Annotated in this window: 13 protein-coding genes and 1 other RNA gene; 6 read left to right on the forward strand and 8 right to left on the reverse strand. The window is 31.8% G+C overall.

Annotated elements, in window-relative coordinates; genetic code table 11:
• Positions 1 to 5: 5 nt before the first annotated feature.
• The 3 genes from AC1DY0_RS15930 to AC1DY0_RS15940 form a co-directional block, all read right to left on the reverse strand.
• Positions 6 to 470, reverse strand: a complete 465-nt coding sequence (locus tag AC1DY0_RS15930) for an Hsp20/alpha crystallin family protein (protein ID WP_477189574.1) — start codon at positions 468 to 470, stop codon at positions 6 to 8.
• A 174-nt stretch (positions 471 to 644) separates the two neighbouring features.
• A complete protein-coding gene (locus tag AC1DY0_RS15935; protein ID WP_477189575.1) occupies positions 645 to 1895 on the reverse strand; it encodes a DEAD/DEAH box helicase in 1251 nt (416 codons plus the stop codon).
• A 109-nt stretch (positions 1896 to 2004) separates the two neighbouring features.
• A complete protein-coding gene (locus AC1DY0_RS15940) occupies positions 2005 to 3045 on the reverse strand; it encodes a formimidoylglutamase (RefSeq protein WP_477189576.1) in 1041 nt (346 codons plus the stop codon).
• Positions 3046 to 3132: 87 nt separating this feature from the next.
• Here AC1DY0_RS15940 and AC1DY0_RS15945 point away from each other — a divergent pair, with 87 nt between their 5' ends.
• Entirely contained in the window at positions 3133 to 4008 is an 876-nt protein-coding gene (locus AC1DY0_RS15945; protein WP_477189577.1) for a hypothetical protein, read from the forward strand.
• Between the two features lie 85 nt (positions 4009 to 4093).
• Here AC1DY0_RS15945 and hutI read toward each other — a convergent pair whose 3' ends face one another.
• Together hutI and AC1DY0_RS15955 are read right to left on the reverse strand one after the other, a co-directional pair.
• On the reverse strand, positions 4094 to 5332 hold the full coding sequence (gene hutI / locus AC1DY0_RS15950; RefSeq protein WP_477189578.1) for an imidazolonepropionase: 1239 nt from the start codon (positions 5330 to 5332) through the stop codon (positions 4094 to 4096).
• A gap of 7 nt (positions 5333 to 5339) precedes the next feature.
• Positions 5340 to 6410, reverse strand: a complete 1071-nt coding sequence (locus tag AC1DY0_RS15955) for a glutaminyl-peptide cyclotransferase (RefSeq protein WP_477189579.1) — start codon at positions 6408 to 6410, stop codon at positions 5340 to 5342.
• An 88-nt stretch (positions 6411 to 6498) separates the two neighbouring features.
• On the opposite strand from AC1DY0_RS15955, the gene ffs reads away from it, so the two are divergent.
• From ffs to fsa, 3 genes are all read left to right on the forward strand, one after another.
• An RNA gene (gene ffs / locus AC1DY0_RS15960) (signal recognition particle sRNA small type) lies at positions 6499 to 6596 on the forward strand.
• Positions 6597 to 6773: 177 nt separating this feature from the next.
• Entirely contained in the window at positions 6774 to 7577 is an 804-nt protein-coding gene (locus tag AC1DY0_RS15965) for an SDR family oxidoreductase (protein ID WP_477189580.1), read from the forward strand.
• A gap of 141 nt (positions 7578 to 7718) precedes the next feature.
• Entirely contained in the window at positions 7719 to 8375 is a 657-nt protein-coding gene (fsa, locus tag AC1DY0_RS15970) for a fructose-6-phosphate aldolase (RefSeq protein WP_111410476.1), read from the forward strand.
• A gap of 259 nt (positions 8376 to 8634) precedes the next feature.
• Here fsa and AC1DY0_RS15975 read toward each other — a convergent pair whose 3' ends face one another.
• The 3 genes from AC1DY0_RS15975 to AC1DY0_RS15985 form a co-directional block, all read right to left on the reverse strand.
• Complete coding sequence (locus tag AC1DY0_RS15975; RefSeq protein ID WP_477189581.1) at positions 8635 to 10074, reverse strand: MFS transporter; 1440 nt, start codon at positions 10072 to 10074, stop codon at positions 8635 to 8637.
• A gap of 198 nt (positions 10075 to 10272) precedes the next feature.
• Positions 10273 to 10974 (reverse strand): LytR/AlgR family response regulator transcription factor, encoded by a 702-nt coding sequence (locus AC1DY0_RS15980; protein ID WP_477189582.1) that lies wholly within the window; start codon positions 10972 to 10974, stop codon positions 10273 to 10275.
• Entirely contained in the window at positions 10964 to 11818 is an 855-nt protein-coding gene (locus AC1DY0_RS15985; protein WP_477189583.1) for a sensor histidine kinase, read from the reverse strand. The genes AC1DY0_RS15980 and AC1DY0_RS15985 overlap by 11 nt, the downstream gene beginning before the upstream one ends.
• A gap of 465 nt (positions 11819 to 12283) precedes the next feature.
• Here AC1DY0_RS15985 and AC1DY0_RS15990 point away from each other — a divergent pair, with 465 nt between their 5' ends.
• On the forward strand, positions 12284 to 15367 hold the full coding sequence (locus tag AC1DY0_RS15990) for a SusC/RagA family TonB-linked outer membrane protein (RefSeq protein ID WP_477189584.1): 3084 nt from the start codon (positions 12284 to 12286) through the stop codon (positions 15365 to 15367).
• A 12-nt stretch (positions 15368 to 15379) separates the two neighbouring features.
• On the forward strand, positions 15380 to 16966 hold the full coding sequence (locus AC1DY0_RS15995) for a RagB/SusD family nutrient uptake outer membrane protein (RefSeq protein ID WP_477189585.1): 1587 nt from the start codon (positions 15380 to 15382) through the stop codon (positions 16964 to 16966).
• Positions 16967 to 17050: the final 84 nt, after the last annotated feature.

A 17050-nucleotide genomic window follows, 5' to 3' on the forward strand; every position in this document is an offset into this window, starting at 1 on the left:
GCTATTTATTTTATAGCAATAGTTTTCAATTCTTTTCTTCTGGTATTAGATTTTTTACCAATACTGACATTTAGAATTCCATCTTTGTATGTAGCTTCTATTTTGTTTTCATCTGCATAATCTGGAAGATTAAAGGATCTGTAAAATGATTGGTAATTGAATTCTTTTCGAACATAATCGTCTTTTTTACTTGATTCTTTTTTTTCTTCTTTTTCAGCAGAAATGATTAACATGTTGTTGTCTACTTCAATTTTAAAGTCTTCTTTTTTTAAACCAGGGGCAGCTAGCTCAATTTCAAGTTTTGTATCAGTTTCTTTTAAGTTTACTGAAGGTAAATTTACTCCTATTGCAGGGATACTTCTCTCAGCCCAATCCGAAATATCTCTTGTAAAAAAATCTTCAAATAGAGGATTTACCAACTTGCTTACCACAGATGGGAACATTCCATCTCTTTTAACTAAGGTTTCCATAATTTGAGTTTTTTGAAATTTTTATTGTATTTTTTTTAGTTAAAAAATCTATATCAAATATAATCAAAAAAACACTTTTATATTCTGATATTTACCTAGTTAACTAAAAAAAAACACATTTTAACGTTACATTAAAATGTGTTTTTTTACAATCGTTGAGCTTAATAAAAGAGCTTAGTACCAACGTTTTTTATTTTGTTTGGAGGTCGTTGATTTTCTTGATTTATGAGCACCACCGCTTCGGTTTGAGTTTTTCTGAGCACTTGGATTTTCTGTAGGGTTTCCTGAGTGCCAAGGATAAGGATGATCATTTATAGTTTGAACATCAACTTTGATTAATTTTTGAATATCTTTCCAGTAGTCTTTTTCATCTTTACTACAAAATGAGATTGCAATACCACCATTTCCGGCACGGCCAGTTCTTCCTATACGGTGTACGTATGTTTCTGGAATATTGGGTAAATCAAAATTGATTACAAAAGGCAATTGGTCGATATCAATCCCACGAGCCGCAATGTCAGTAGCTACAAGCACACCAATTTCTTTGTTTTTGAAAGAGTCAAGAACACGTTGTCTCGCATTTTGGGATTTATCTCCGTGTATGGCTTCAGCAGGAATATCTTTTTTTCTTAATGCTTTTACGACGTTGTCAGCTCCATGTTTTGTTCTTGAAAAAACAAGAATATTTGATAAATTTTCATTTTTTATCAAATGGTATAATAAGTTTCTTTTTTCTGTTTTTTCAACAAAATAAACACGTTGTTCAACATTTTCTGCTGTTGATGATACAGGAGATACCGTCACTGTTTCTGGGTCTGTAAGAAACATTTCTGCCAATTCTCTGATAGCAATCGGCATAGTTGCTGAAAAGAAAAGAGTTTGTCTGTTTTTCGGTGTTAGCTTTACAATTTTTTTTACATCATTAACAAATCCCATATCAAGCATTTGATCGGCTTCGTCAAGTACTAGGGTGTGCAAATGATTCAAATCAATAAAACCTTGCTTGTGCAGATCCAATAAACGTCCAGGCGTTGCAATCACGATGTCAACACCGTTTTTTAAAGCATCTACTTGTGGATTTTGAGAAACACCTCCAAAGAGTGTTATTTGTGTTAAGTTGGTATATTTGCCATAGGTATCAAAACTTTGTCCAATTTGAACCGCTAATTCTCTTGTAGGAGTAACAACAAGTGCACGAATTACTTTTGCTTTTTTCGATGAACCTACGATTCGGTGTAATTGATGTATAATTGGAATTGCAAAAGCTGCAGTTTTCCCCGTTCCTGTTTGTGCACAGCCCACCAAATCTTTTCCAGCCAATACAACTGGAATAGATTGTTCTTGAATAGGAGTTGCATGTGTATAGCCTTCTTCAAATACAGCTTTTTGTATACTTTTTGAAAGTGATAAATCTTCGAATAACATAATTTTTGTATTAAATATCTTGTATTAAGTACGTAGATAAGTCAGCAAAGATAGTGTTATTATTTTTGATGGGTATTAATTTTGAATTTCCGCAATGTTGATTTACGATTTATAGTATAGTAGAATTTTGCGCTTTCATAAAATCAGTAACTAAATAGCCAATCAATTTTCCAATTAAATGATTGTTTTTGTCTTCACCTAAGTCTGGAGCACCTTCACAAATATGTAAATAAGCTGCATTTTTATTTTTTCCAAAAAAAGAAACAAATTGGCGTAATTCTTCAATTGAAAAACCACTTAAAGTCATAGCACTGCTTGCAATATTCGGAATGGCATCCAAATCAATTTCAATTCCAAAAGGGTCATTTTTAATAAAATCAAGGGCTGTTACCATTTCTTGGCCAAAGTCTTTTTCTTTTCTGATATTAACGCTATCATAAGTGTTGTAACGAACTCGATCTTCAATCTTTTTTATAATATCCAAAACACTTTTGGAAGTATAATTTTCATGAAGACCAAATATGAAATATTTTTTTAAAAAGCCTTCTTCAAAGGCATATGAAAAACCGTTTCCGCTGTGACGTCCTTCCAAAATTCTAAAATCGGAGTGGGCGTCAAAGTTGACTGCATTAATAGCTTTTCCTTTTGCAAGTGCCGCACCTTTGATATTTCCGTATGCATTGTTGTGTCCACCTCCAATAACAATTGGAATTTTACCACATTGTATTATTTTACAAATTATATGAGAAACCTCTTTGTCAATTTTTTCTACCAAATGACTTAATTTAGATCGGTCGTCGATATCATTGAAATCGAGATGTTCTACCTCTTTCATTTCTTGTTTTACATTCAGATGGCCTAGCGCAATAATTTGATTACCTTTTGAAAAACGATTGTGTTGTATATTGGCTATACTTTTAATGGCGCTTTCCCATGCAGATGCCGCTCCAGGTCTTCCATAATTAGCTCTTACTCCAATGTCTTCCGGAATTCCAAATAAGACAAATTTTGCTTCGCTTGATTTTATAAAGTCTATAGGGTCAGTGTTCTTCGGTATTGTAAGTATTTTTTCGCCAAATTTGATTTCTCCACTTCGATGATTAGTGATTTTAGCTAGGTCGTTAATACTGAGTGTAATAAGTTTTTCCATAAAAAATATATTTCCCAAAAATAATATAATTGTATTAAGTTGCGTTATATATATTATTAAATTTGTAAAAAACAATTATATTTTAACATGGAAAATCAAAAAAACAATTCAAGTCTAAAAGCTGTTATAGCAGTTTTAGCTATTTTATTAGTAGGGAGTTTAGTTTATATTTTTAAAATGTCTTCTGAAGTTGAAGCTGTTCATACCGAAGTTGTAAAAGTTGGATCCGAAAAAGAATCGGTTATGAAAGATTTGCAAGATCTAAAAGCGACTTATGATGCTGCTATTGCTGAAAATACCTCAATGTCTGAGGAATTGATTCAAGAAAGGGATAAAGTCGTTAATTTGATGGATGAACTTAAAAAATCTAATGGTGATTTGTCAAAATATAAAAGCCAAGTTCATACTATGCAAGCTCATATGAGTGAATTGATGAAAGAAAATGAAGGTTTGAAAAAACAAAATGTAACTTTGACTAACCAACGTGATAGTACGGTTGTTGTTTTGGGGCAAGCACAAAAATTCAATGAAGTTTTAGTTGGACAAAATGAAGAATTAGCAAAAACTGTTGATAAAGGATCTAAATTATCAATATTGAATTTACAAACGGCTGCTTACAAATTAAAAAGCTCTGGTAAAGAAATTGCTACTGATAAAGCGAGTAGAGCTGATGTTTTAAAAATAAGCTTTACTATTGCTGAAAACTCAATTGCAAAATCTGGAGATAAAGATTATTATGTACAAGTAATTGATAGTAAAAACAATGTATTAGGTGAGGCCAAAACTATTACTTTTGGTTCTAAAGAATTGTCTTATAGTTTTGTTTCTAGTGTAAAATATGAAAATAAAACAGTTCAAGTTTCACAAGATTTAGCTGGAAAAGATTTTGCAAAAGGAATGTATGCTGTTAATGTTTATGATAAAGATCAATTGGTTTCATCAACTAATTTTTCTTTAAAATAATAACCATGTTTTAAAGAAAAAAAGAACGATGTTCAATCTGAATATCGTTCTTTTTTTTTACTTATATTTTAAAAAGGTAAAATTATTATTCAATAATTTTACCATCAAGCATTACTTTATCAATTAGATTACTGCCAAAAGCATATGGTAATTGATAATATGAAGGTATAGCTTTTGTGATGATTAAATTTGCTTTCTTGCCTTTGGTGATGCTTCCATGGGTGTTAGAAATTCCCATAGCATAGGCGCCGTTTAAGGTAGCAGCATTTATGGCTTCTTCGGGAGTCATTTTCATTTTGATACAAGCTGTTGCAACAACAAAATTCATATTTCCCGATGGGGTGGAGCCTGGATTATAATCAGTAGCAAGAGCCAAAGGAAGTCCTGCAGCAATCATATCGCGTGCCGGTGTATAAGGAATGCTTAAAAAATAGGAACAAGAAGGTAAAGCTACTGGCATTGTTTCGGTATTTTTTAAGGCTTCTATATCTTCAGGTTTCATTATTTCAAGGTGATCTACTGAAAGGGCATTGTGTTTTACACTAGCTTGAATTCCGCCAATTGAATTGAATTGATTAACATGTATTTTTGGCTTAAGGCCAAATAGAATTCCTGCTTCCATAATTTGTTCGGTCTCTTCGACTGAAAAATATCCAGTTTCGCAAAAGACATCAATAAAATCCGCCAATTTATTTTTTGCAATTTTAGGAAGCATTTCGTTGATGATTGAATCAATATAACCTTTTTTATCATCTTTAAAAGCGATAGGGAAGGCGTGTGCACCAAGAAAAGTTGCTTTTATGGTTATGGGGTGATTTTTGGATAATTGCTTGATTACGCGAAGCATTTTGAGTTCTCCTTCAATGGTGAGACCATAGCCGGATTTAATTTCGATTGCACCAGTTCCCAATTGTATTACTTCTTCGAGTCGTGCTTTCGATTGATTATAAATTTCTTCTTCGGATGTTTCGTTAAGTTTTTTAGCTGAGTTTAAAATTCCACCACCACGATTGGCAATTTCCTCATATGTCATTCCATTTATGCGGTCTACGAATTCTTGCTCACGATTACCAGCGTAAACGATGTGAGTATGGCTGTCACACCAAGAAGGAAGAATCGTTTTTCCAGTAGCATTAATTGTTATATCTACGACAACTTTCGGTAAATTATCCATAGAACCAAAATCAGCAATTAAATCGTCTTTAATAAGTAAAAAAGCATTCTTAATTGTTGGCAAAATAGCCATCTCAGTTCCAGATACTTTTAAAACGGAATTTTCTCGAACTTGAAGTAGTTCTTTAATATTAACTATTAATGTTGTCATTATATATTTATTCAAAAACTGTTATTTCGAACATTTTGTCCCAATTTTTTCCAGTAACAAAAATGGTTTTGGTTTTGGGATTATAGGCAATTCCGTTTAAGGAATCATCAGTAGTCGTATGTGTTAATTTTCTTAAACCCGACATGTCTAAAATACCTTCAACAGCTCCGCTATTTGGATTTACTACTGCAATTGCATCTTTTGTCCAAACATTCGTGTAAATTTTACCATTGATCCATTCCAGTTCATTGATGGCTTTTATTTTTGAATCTCCAGAATATACATTGATATAATCTATCATTTTTTGAGTTTTTGGATCCATTTTCCAAATTTTTTCTGTTTTGTCGGTTTGGTAAATATAAGTGCCATCATTTGTCATTCCCCAACCTTCAATGTCTTTGTCATAAGTAAATGTTTTTTCCAATTTAAGCGTTTTTGCATCATATATAAAACCTGTTTTTTCTTGCCAGGTCAATTGATATAATTTACTGTTTATAAAGGTTATTCCTTCTCCAAAATATTTTTCGTCAAGGTTAATTTGCTTATATACTTTTCCTGTTTTATAATCGTATTTTCTTAAAAAGGATTTGCAACTTATTCCAGAACTAGTAGTGCCAGAACCAGTACTCTCATATAATGTATCATTATAAAATTCTAAACCTTCAGTGAAAGAAGCTGTGTCGTGTGAGTAGGTATTTATAATTTTAAATTTTAATAATTTAGGCTGTATATTAGAAACCAATTCTATTCTCGCAGTTGCTTCAGAGTTTTCACCTCCAAAATAAACCAAAGCCTTAAAATTTTGGTAACCCAGTTTTTGATTTTTTAAGTTGAAGTTTAGTTTTTCATTTCCTTTTTTGAAACCTACTTTTTTATCGTTTACGAAATAGACAATACTGTCAATTTCTTTAGAATTTGGGTTTAAAATACCCAACGAAATAGCATCATCAGAGATATAATGTGCCTTATAATTGGAATTATCGAAGGTAAATATAGAATTTTCACCATTTTTTGTGTTTCCACAATTAGATAAAATGATTCCTAAGAAAATGATAAATAGGAAGTTATAGTTTTTCATAGTTTTGAAATTTTAAAAAGCCAATATACAACGATAATTTTAAGAGGCAAAGCCCTTGCAAAAATATAAAAAGATTGTATATTTGCACCGGCAAGTCCTACACGACCAGCTCCTGCAGACTCCCCCAGGATGGGAACATAGCAAGGGTACGTGGTTGAGCGGTGCGATGTAGATCGCTTGCCATTTTTTTCTTTTTAAATTTAAAATTGTTTCAACAATTATACAAAAGTAGTCTTCCTTCGGGAGGATTTTTTTATTTTTACCCAAATTGAAATCAGAATTTTGAAGCAAATTAAAAAACTGGTTGTTTTGAATCTCAGTGTTTTGTCTTTGTAAAACGCTTATAATTTATAACATTAAACGATGAATAAAGTAGTATTGATAACAGGAGGATCTTCAGGAATTGGTAAATCTATTGGAGAGTTTTTGCATCATAAAGGATTTGTGGTGTATGGAACGAGTAGGAATCCGGAACGAGTTCTTAATTCAATTTTTCCTCTAATTACTTTGGATGTAAGAAATGCAAATTCTATTCATTTGGCTGTTGATGAAATTATAGCGACTTCTGGAAGGCTTGACGTAGTGATTAATAATGCAGGGGTTGGTATTACAGGACCTTTGGAAGAAATTCCTATGGAGGAAATCAAAAATAACTTTGAAACCAACTTTTTTGGCCCAATTGAAGTAATGAAAGCTGTTTTACCACAAATGCGTTCGCAACAATCGGGATTAATTATAAATATTACCTCAATTGCTGGGTATATGGGTTTGCCATATCGCAGCATTTATTCAGCTTCCAAAGGAGCTTTAGAATTAATTACCGAAGCATTGCGCATGGAGGTGAAGTCTTTTGGAATTCAAATTACCAATATTGCTCCTGGTGATTTTGCTACCAATATTGCAGCAGGTCGTTTTCATGCACCAGTAATAAAAGGTTCAGCTTATGAGGTGCCTTACGGAAATAATCTAAAAACCATGGATGAGCATGTGGATAGTGGAAGTAATCCGAATGAAATGGCTGAAGCGGTTTATGCGGTTATTCAAAATTTAAGTCCGAAAATTCATTATAAAGTCGGTGCTTTTATGCAAAAGTTTTCTATTGTATTAAAGAGAATTCTGCCTGATAAAGTATATGAAAAGATGCTTATGAATCATTATAAACTTTAGGAATTCAAAATGAAGAAACAATGAGGATTTGATTTTTGATTTTTGAAATTGAAATTGCCATTGAAATTGCCATTGTTATTGATATTGATTTCGTAATTTTGCACCGAATTTTTCAAACACACAATTAAATATAAATAGATTATGAAATTTTTTATTGATACAGCTAATTTAGCTCAAATTAAAGAAGCACAAGCATTAGGAGTTTTAGATGGAGTTACTACTAATCCATCTTTGATGGCTAAAGAAGGAATTACAGGAAAAAACAACATTTTGAAACATTATGTTGATATCTGTAATTTGGTTGAGGGTGATGTAAGTGCCGAAGTGAATGCGTTGGATTACGACGGAATGATTAAAGAAGGTGAGGAATTAGCTGATTTGCACGATCAAATTGTTGTTAAATTACCAATGACAAAAGAAGGAGTAATGGCTGCTAAATATTTCTCTGATAAAGGAATTAAAACTAATGTTACTTTAGTGTTTTCTGCAGGACAAGCTTTATTGGCTGCGAAAGCAGGTGCTACTTATGTTTCTCCATTTATTGGTCGTTTGGATGATATTTCTACAGATGGTTTAGCATTGATCGAAGAAATTAGAGAGATTTATGATAACTATGGCTATGAGACGCAAATCTTGGCTGCTTCTGTACGTCACACCATGCATATTGTAAATTGTGCAAAAATTGGTGCCGATGTAATGACAGGACCATTATCAGCAATTTATGGTTTATTGAAACACCCGTTGACTGATATCGGTTTGGCACAATTTGTTGCTGATTTCGAGAAAGGAAACAAATAATAAGAGTACTCAGCTTTTAGGTTGCAGTATTAAGTTAAAAGAACTAATAAAAAAGTCCCATTTTGTAATGAAATGGGACTTTTTTTTGTTTAGCTGAAAATGGTCAAAAATTCAATATTTGATTCTATGTTTGAATGAAAATCATATATGCGATTCTCAGCAATTTGAATTCTATAAAAAAAGCCCATTCTGTTTTATTAGAATGGGCTTTTTAGGTATTTATTTTTCTGAAAACTGTATGCTAAAATCTGAAATCTTCCTAGTGTCCTCCAGCTACTTTTTTGTCAAAATCGATTCCGTGAGCTTTTAAAATGGCACTTACTTTCCAAGCATAAAATGCTAGATAAGCAAAGCAAATGATACCAACGATATAACTGCTTTGTATTCCAACGAAATCAGCAACTTTACCTTGAAAAACACTCACAAAACCACCCCCCATAATCATCATAATTAAGAAACTACTTCCTTGACTAGTGTGTTTTCCTAAGCCACTTACTGCTAAAGTAAAGATACATGGCCATAATGTGCTGCAAAATAAACCAACACTTGTAAAAGCATATACACTAATCATTCCGCTAGTTGTTATTCCTACAGCAGTAGCCAAAATACCTAAACTAGAAAAAATTAGAAGCATCCTGGCTGGATTTCCTTTACTAGCCATATCTGCTCCGATTAATACTAAAATTACTAGTCCGTAGATGTAAAAAGGAGTTAAATCGTGATTAGCCATTGCATTTACTGCTAAAAATACTCCAAATGCTAAGTAAGGCGCTAGAAATCTTAATATTTTTAGTAAGCTCATATTTTCAGTGAATGCTTCAACTGCTCCAGTCCAACGACCAATCATTAAACTTGCCCAATATAAAGATATGTATGGAGCAACATCTTTGGTTAAAAAGCCCAATTTGCTTTCCATGTAAGCTGGTAAATTACTTGCTGTAGATACTTCAACACCTACATATAAAAAGATAGCGATCATCCCCATTACCAATTGAGGATATTGTAGGGCAGATGTTTTTACTGATACTTTATCATTAGAATCATCTTCTTCAATTAATTCTGGTCGCTCTGGCAATGATGAGAATTTTAATAAAATAGCAACTACTAAAAATGCAAATCCTAAGACTAGGTAAGGAATTTTTACGCTTTCAATACTTGCATTGGTGTTACCACTTGCACTTGAACCAAAAATGGCAAAACTAACAATTAATGGTCCGATTGTAGTTCCAAAATTATTGATTCCACCTGCTAATGTTAAACGTTGTGAACCTGTTTTAATTGGTCCTAAGGCGATTGCTAATGGATTTGCAACTGTTTGTTGTAGCGAAAATCCAAGACCAACAATAAAAAGACCTGCTAACATTAATGTAAAAGAGCCTGTATTGGCAGCTGGATAAAATAAAAGTGTACCTAATGCAGAAATAAGTAATCCAAGTGACAACCCATTTTTGTATCCAATTTTGTTTACTAAATCTTCTTTTATCAAAACGGAAACTCCCATATATATAAGAGAACCAACAGTATAAGCTATGTAAAATGCAAAAGCTACTAATTGACTTTCACCTTGTGTTAAATCAAATGCTTTTTTGAAAACTGGGATAAGAATGTCGTTACTTGCAGCAACAAATCCCCAAAAGAAGAATACGATGACTAGGGGGATAAATTGTCCCCATTTGGTTTGTGAATTTTCTGAACTCATAATTTTTAAAAATTTAATTTTTTTTTGGTTATTATTAATTTTTTTGATGCTGCAAGACTGTAAATATATTTGTTAAGAATTTCAAAAAAAAATTTTATGATATAAAGTTTTTCACTTTTATATAAACGACATTATTTCGTCAACAAATGGCGATTTTATTACTTTTTATTGAGTTAATCTGTAGGTTATATGCAGAAATTATTCTAAGATTTTGCTTTTAACTTCTTTACTGTAATTTCGGCCAATAGGGATAGTATAAGATGAAATTTGTATTCGATTGCCTTCTATCGATTTTACTTTATTTAATGCAATTGTGTAGGATTTATGAATGCGCATAAATCGATCAGTAGGCAATTCTTCGGTTAATGAAGTCAATGATTTATGAGTTATATATGTTTTTTCGGGAGTGACAACTTTGATATATTCTTTCATCCCTTCGACAAAAAGTATTTCATCAATATTGATTTTTACCATTTTTTTATCAACTTTGATAAAAAGGTGTGGTTCGACACGATGGTTTTCAATTTTGATATTATTTTTTAAATTGTATTCGGCCTCAATTTTATGAATACATTTTATAAATCTTGGTAATGGAATGGGTTTTACCAAATAATCCAATACTTCCAAGTCGTAACTCTCTGCAGCAAATTCCCTGAAAGCTGTTGTAATGACTATTCTAGTTTTATTTTCAATCAAACTGATTAATTCAAAACCAGTCATCATTGGCATATTGATGTCTAGAAAAACTGCATCGACATTATTTGAATTTATAAATTCAAGTCCGTCTAATGAATTATTAAATGTACCAATAACTTCGAAGTCTGAAAAATTTTCAAAGTAATTGAGTAATACCTTTATAGCTAATGGTTCATCATCAATTAATACACATTTAATCTTCATTATATAAAGGTATTTGTATTTTGATTATATAAAAATTGAATTTTATCATTTGTTTTATGATAAAATTATTTTTGTAAATTAGTTTCAATCTTTTTTTTGTGTTGGATAAACCAATTCCTTTTTTTGTTTTTAACGGTGGTGAAATTACAAAATTATTTATTATTTCAAATTCAAGGTTAGAATTTACGACTCTGAAATTAATTTTTATTTTGAGATTTTCATTGTTTGCACCTCCATGTTTAAAAGCGTTTTCTATGAGTGAGATAAACAATAATGGAGGGACTTTTATATTATCAATGTCAGATTCTAGATTTATTGCCACTTCAACATTTTCAAATCGTAATTTTTCTATTTCGATATAATTCTGCATATAATCGATTTCATTTATCAATGGGACAAATTGAGTGTCATCTATGTCGTAAAGAACATATTCCATCAAGTTGGAAAGTTTTATGATAACATCAGGAACTTTATTCGATGATTCTAATGAAAGAGCATAAAGATTATTTAGAGTGTTGAAAAAGAAGTGAGGCTGAATTTGGTTCTTTAAATATTTTAATTTTATTTTATTTTGATTTTCCATTATTGCTTTGTTGCGATCTCTTTCTCTAAGCCAAGTCAGCATTAAATATATTGAAGAGGCTATTGCAAGAACATACAATTCACCAATACAAACAGCAACTATATGATTAATTTCAAATGGTCTGTAATCTCTATTGGCTTCTGGCCAAATATTTTTTGAAATTATATAATAGGTGAGTCCTGTTTTTAATAAATAGACTACAGCTAAGCTTGCTAATAATGAAAAGGTATATTTAATATATTTTGATTTTAATACAAACATAGGAATGAGTATTAATAAATTGAAATACACTAAAGGTATGTGAAGAGCAAATTCTATTAGATTGGATTTGAAGGAATACTTATAATCATTGAAATAAGCTCCCCAGCGTAAAAAATTAAGTAAAAAGTAGATTCCCCAAAACCATACGTGGTTTTTGAATTTAATAGTAAAGTTTATTTTTTTCATTTTAACACTTATAATATAGCATTGAATAGAAATTCGAATTTGTTACTGTTTTATTATGCAACAATAATCATTTTGTCATTAAAAACGGTGTTTTGCTAAATAAAAAGTTGAAAAAATGTTATAACGGTTAAAAAAACACAGAAGAAAACGTTTTCGAAAAACACATTATTGATTAAAACATGTCGTTGGTTTAAAAAGTCATGCTGTTGGTTTAAATTATTTTTTTTAACAATACGTTAAGGATAAATTTACACCATAACTAACAAAAATAATTTAAAAATGAGAAAAATTTTTTTAATCGTGATGATTATTTTTACGACGCAAGTAACCCTTGCGCAGGTAAAAAAAGTCAATGGTTTTGTTTCAGATGCGACGGGTACTCCGATACCAGGTGCAAATGTTAACGTAAAAGGCGAAGCTAATGGTGCCTCAACAGATTTTGATGGTAAATTTTCAATTGAAGTTAAGCCTGGTGCTACATTAGTGATTTCATACTTAGGATATGAAACGCGAAATATAGAAGTAGGCGAGTCTTCTACTATCAATGTAAAGTTAAATTCAGCTAGTTCTACTGCTTTAACTGAGGTAATAGTAACTTCATTAGGTATTAAGAAATCTAAAAAGGCTTTGACTTACTCTGCACAAGAGCTAAAAGGAGAAGAATTGGTTAGAGCAAAAGATCCAAATCTTATTAATACAATTGCTGGTAAAATTGCGGGAGTTGCTGTAGTTAAGAGTTCAGGTGGAGCGGGAGGTTCTTCTAAAGTAACTATTAGAGGTAATTCATCTGTTACAAATAACAATCCACTATATGTAATTGATGGTGTGCCGATGTTGAATATTGGTTCAGGTCAACCGAACGATACTTTTGGATCACTTCAAGGAGGTAACCGTGATGGAGGAGATGTTGCTTCACTATTAAATCCTGATGATTATGAAGGAATGACTGTATTAAAAGGTGCATCTGCTGCAGCTTTATATGGTAGTCAAGGTGCCAGAGGGGTTATTTTATTGACTTCTAAAAAAGTCAAAGCTGGTAAAGAAACTTTTAGAGCTTCTTCAAACTCTACTTTTGAAACAGCAGCTTATTTGCCAAAATTTCAAAATGACTATGTAACTGCAGGAAATGAATTTTCTTGGGGTGCTAAAGGTGCTTCTAAAGATCACGTCGAAGATTTTTTTCAAACTGGTCATACTCAAATAACTTCGTTTGGTTTTTCTACAGGTGCTGAACATTCTACAACTTCTGTTTCTTATGCTAATACTATAGCAAGTGGAATTATTGAAGATAATGATTTGAAAAAACACAACTTTAGTTTGAGACAAACAGCTAAATTCTTTAATGATAAATTAACTGTTACTGCAGCTGCTAATTATATTTTTCAAAAAATTGATAACAGACCTACAAATGGTTTGTATTACAACCCGCTTACAGGTGTTTATTTGTTTCCTAGAGTTGCTGAAGGAGGAAAAGATTTTAATTATTATAAAAATAATTTCGAAGTTTTTGATCCACTAAGAAATATGATGGTTCAAAATTGGCCAACAATACAAAACTATGCTAATCCTTTAGCAGGTAATGTTGACATAGAACAAAATCCTTATTATAGTATTAAAAGAAATACATCAATAGACACAAATGACTATTTAAATATTGCTACAGGATTGAGTTATGAAGCTAATAAATGGTTAACCATTGGTTCTAGGTTTAATTATGATAGAGTTAATAATACATTAGAAAATAAAATTAATGCTTCTACAAATAGTGTTTGGGCTCCTGAGACAGGTAAGTATATAAATATTAATAGCTTAAGTGTTCAGAAATATGCTGATTTAATTGCTACCATCAATACTAAATTCAATGATGATTTCAGTTTTTATGCTAATGTTGGTACCAGTATTACTAATTCAAAATTAAATGATCAATCAGTTCTTGATTCAGGAAATAGCGGATTGAAAGCGGCTAACTGGTTTACAATTCACAATTTTAAAGATACAGAAGGAATTTATCAAAATATGGGTGCAAGTAAAGAAGTTCAATCTGTTTTTGCGGCGGCAACTTTTGGATATAAATCTATGTTATATTTAGATGTTACAGGTCGTAATGATTGGTCTTCTACTTTAGTTAATACTGAAAGTACATCTTTCTTCTATCCTTCTGTTGGAGCTACAGCTATCTTATCAGAAATGATAAAAATGCCGGAATCAATTAGTTTTGGTAAAGTTCGAGCTTCTTATGCTCAAGTGGGTAATGATGTTGCTTCATTTGTAACTACTCCAGTTAACTTGTACACTTCTGCAAACACTTCTGCAATAAGTCCAGTTACAGGTGTAAGACCAGGAACAACTTTACAACCAGAAAGACAAGATTCCTATGAATTTGGTACAGAATGGAGATTTGTTAATAATAGAGTTGGTTTTGAATTGACTTACTATTCAAATGAGACAAAAAATCAATACTTAACTATCCCTGCTCCAACTAATGCAGATGGTTTTCAAAATTATGCTTACAATGGCGGTATAATATCTAATAATGGTATAGAAGCGGTTGTTTTTGGTAAAATTATTGATAATGATAAATTCAAATGGGATGCAACAATCAATTATTCGCAAAATAAAAATAAAGTTACAAATTTACCTAAAGACCAAGGTGGTGTAGTAGTTATTACTCCTGATTCAAACAATAATTATAGATATGCTTTGACTGAAGGGGAACCTTTTGGAACAATTCAAGGATGGAAACCAATTAGAAATGATAAAGGGCAGTTGGTTTTAGATGATAAAGGTGCTATTCAAAAATATGTGGATGCAAATGATAATCCTTGGGTAAATATTGGTAATTCAAATCCAGATTTTATGTTAGGATTTTCTAATAGCTTCAAATACGGTAATTTTAATTTGAATTTTACTATTGATGGTCGTTTTGGAGGAGATGTTTTGAGTATGACACAAGCTATTATGGATATTAATGGAGTTTCTAAAGCTTCTGGAGATGCTAGAAATGCTGGAGGTGTGACAATTGATGCTGTAATGCCTGATGGAACTGCTGTAACAAAAATGGATGCAAACAAATATTACTCATCAATAGGTGGTAGAAATGGTTTGTCTAGCGAATATATCTATAGTGCAACAAATGTGAGTTTGAGAGAATTATCTTTTGGTTATACTTTTAATCTTGGACAAAACACTGCATTAAAATCAGCTAATGTATCATTAGTGGGTAGAAACTTATTTTTCTTCTATAAAGATGCGCCATTTGATCCAAATATTTCATTGAGTACTGGTAATGGTTTACAAGGAGTTGATGTTTTCGGAATGCCATCAACAAGAAGTATTGGACTTAACATAAATGTAACTTTCTAATAAAAGATAACAATGATACTAAATAAAATAAAAACAACAGTTTTATGCACGTCATTAGTTTTGGCGGCAAGTTGTACAGGGGATTATAATGATATAAATACAAATAAGTATGGTATAACTAATGCTGATTTGACTCAAGATAATAATAACATTAAATTACTGTTTGCTCCTGTAAATAATAATGTAGTGCCATCTGTGCATTGGGAATATCAATTGGCTCAAAGTTTATCAGGAGATATTTGGGGAGGTTATAATGGTATTCCAACTCCTTTTGGAGGAGGTGTAAACAATTCTACTTATAGTCTTAATCGCGGTTGGTCTAGTTTTCAATGGAACGATGCTTATACAGATGTGTTAGCAAATGTCACAAAAGTAATTAAAGAAACAAAAGGAACACCTGCTAGTCAGTATTATGCTTGGGCTTTGATAATGAAAGTAGAGGCGATGCACAGAATTACGGATTCATTTGGTCCTATTCAATATTCTCAATTCGGAAAATCAACAGGTACAACAACTCTTTATGATAGTCAACAAGAGGTATATACTCAAATGTTCGAAGAGTTAGATATAGCTGTTGCTGAATTTGATAAAAAAATTCAAAATGGTGAAAAATCTACATTTGGAGATGCTGATCAGACGGATTATAAAGGAGATTATTCACAGTGGGTTAAATTTGCAAACTCATTACGTTTACGTTTGGCAATGAGAATTGTAAAAGTTGATCCAGCAAAAGCTAAAGTTGAAGCTGAAAAAGCAGTTGCCAATCCTTATGGTGTTTTAGAAGCTATTGCAGATATTGCACTTATAAATATTACCAATCCACATCCATTATCTGTAGTTTCAAATTCATGGGGAGATGCAAGAATGTCTGCTGATATGGAATCTATATTAACAGGTTATAATGATCCTAGAATTGCTAAATTTTTCAATAAAGCAACAGATCCACTGGTAGCAGGACAATACAGAGGTATTCGTACAGGTATAGATATCAAAGCAAAATCAGATCACGTTGGAATGTCTGCTTATGGTAAAGTAACAGAAGCTAAAAAAATCGTTTGGATGACGGCTGCTGAAGTTTTCTTTCTACGATCAGAGGGTGCTTTGAGAGGTTGGAATATGGGTGGTACAGCACAATCTCTGTATGAGCAAGGAATCACTGCTTCATTTGCTCAATTTGGAGTTACTGGTGCCGATGCTTACATTGCTGATAATACAAAAATGGCAAAAGATTTCGTAGATGCATTTGATAGTGCAAACAATGGAGCAGCAGTAAATAAAGTTACTATTGCTTGGGATGCAAATGCTACTAATGAAGTGAAATTGCAAAAAATTATTACTCAAAAATGGATTGCTAATTTCCCTGATGGTCAAGAATCTTGGTCTGAATACAGAAGAACTGGTTATCCAAAATTGTTACCTGTACTTAAGAATGATAGTAATGGTGTTATTTCAACTCAGTACGGACCACGTAGAAATCTTTTTTCTCAATCTGAAATCGACGGTAATAAAGCTGGATATGATTCTGGAGTAACAAAATTAGGTGGCCCTGATAATGGAGCAACTAGACTTTGGTGGGATACTACCGGACCAAATTTCTAAAATTACAAATAGTTATTTTTTATTCCAGACAGGTGAAAGCCTGTCTGGATATAAAAAAATGAAGAATTGAAAAATGATGCTGCA

It is taken from the genome of Flavobacterium sp. P1_E4 (assembly GCF_056405915.1).

What these genes read in the sequence shown, in the direction of transcription:
- AC1DY0_RS15930 (WP_477189574.1), bottom strand. Translation starts at nt 470, where the DNA reads ATGGAAACCTTAGTTAAAAGAGATGGAATGTTCCCATCTGTGGTAAGC.
- AC1DY0_RS15935 (WP_477189575.1), bottom strand. Translation starts at nt 1,895, where the DNA reads ATGTTATTCGAAGATTTATCACTTTCAAAAAGTATACAAAAAGCTGTA.
- AC1DY0_RS15940 (WP_477189576.1), bottom strand. Translation starts at nt 3,045, where the DNA reads ATGGAAAAACTTATTACACTCAGTATTAACGACCTAGCTAAAATCACT.
- AC1DY0_RS15945 (WP_477189577.1), top strand. Translation starts at nt 3,133, where the DNA reads ATGGAAAATCAAAAAAACAATTCAAGTCTAAAAGCTGTTATAGCAGTT.
- hutI (WP_477189578.1), bottom strand. Translation starts at nt 5,332, where the DNA reads ATGACAACATTAATAGTTAATATTAAAGAACTACTTCAAGTTCGAGAA.
- AC1DY0_RS15955 (WP_477189579.1), bottom strand. Translation starts at nt 6,410, where the DNA reads ATGAAAAACTATAACTTCCTATTTATCATTTTCTTAGGAATCATTTTA.
- AC1DY0_RS15965 (WP_477189580.1), top strand. Translation starts at nt 6,774, where the DNA reads ATGAATAAAGTAGTATTGATAACAGGAGGATCTTCAGGAATTGGTAAA.
- fsa (WP_111410476.1), top strand. Translation starts at nt 7,719, where the DNA reads ATGAAATTTTTTATTGATACAGCTAATTTAGCTCAAATTAAAGAAGCA.
- AC1DY0_RS15975 (WP_477189581.1), bottom strand. Translation starts at nt 10,074, where the DNA reads ATGAGTTCAGAAAATTCACAAACCAAATGGGGACAATTTATCCCCCTA.
- AC1DY0_RS15980 (WP_477189582.1), bottom strand. Translation starts at nt 10,974, where the DNA reads ATGAAGATTAAATGTGTATTAATTGATGATGAACCATTAGCTATAAAG.
- AC1DY0_RS15985 (WP_477189583.1), bottom strand. Translation starts at nt 11,818, where the DNA reads ATGTTTGTATTAAAATCAAAATATATTAAATATACCTTTTCATTATTA.
- AC1DY0_RS15990 (WP_477189584.1), top strand. Translation starts at nt 12,284, where the DNA reads ATGAGAAAAATTTTTTTAATCGTGATGATTATTTTTACGACGCAAGTA.
- AC1DY0_RS15995 (WP_477189585.1), top strand. Translation starts at nt 15,380, where the DNA reads ATGATACTAAATAAAATAAAAACAACAGTTTTATGCACGTCATTAGTT.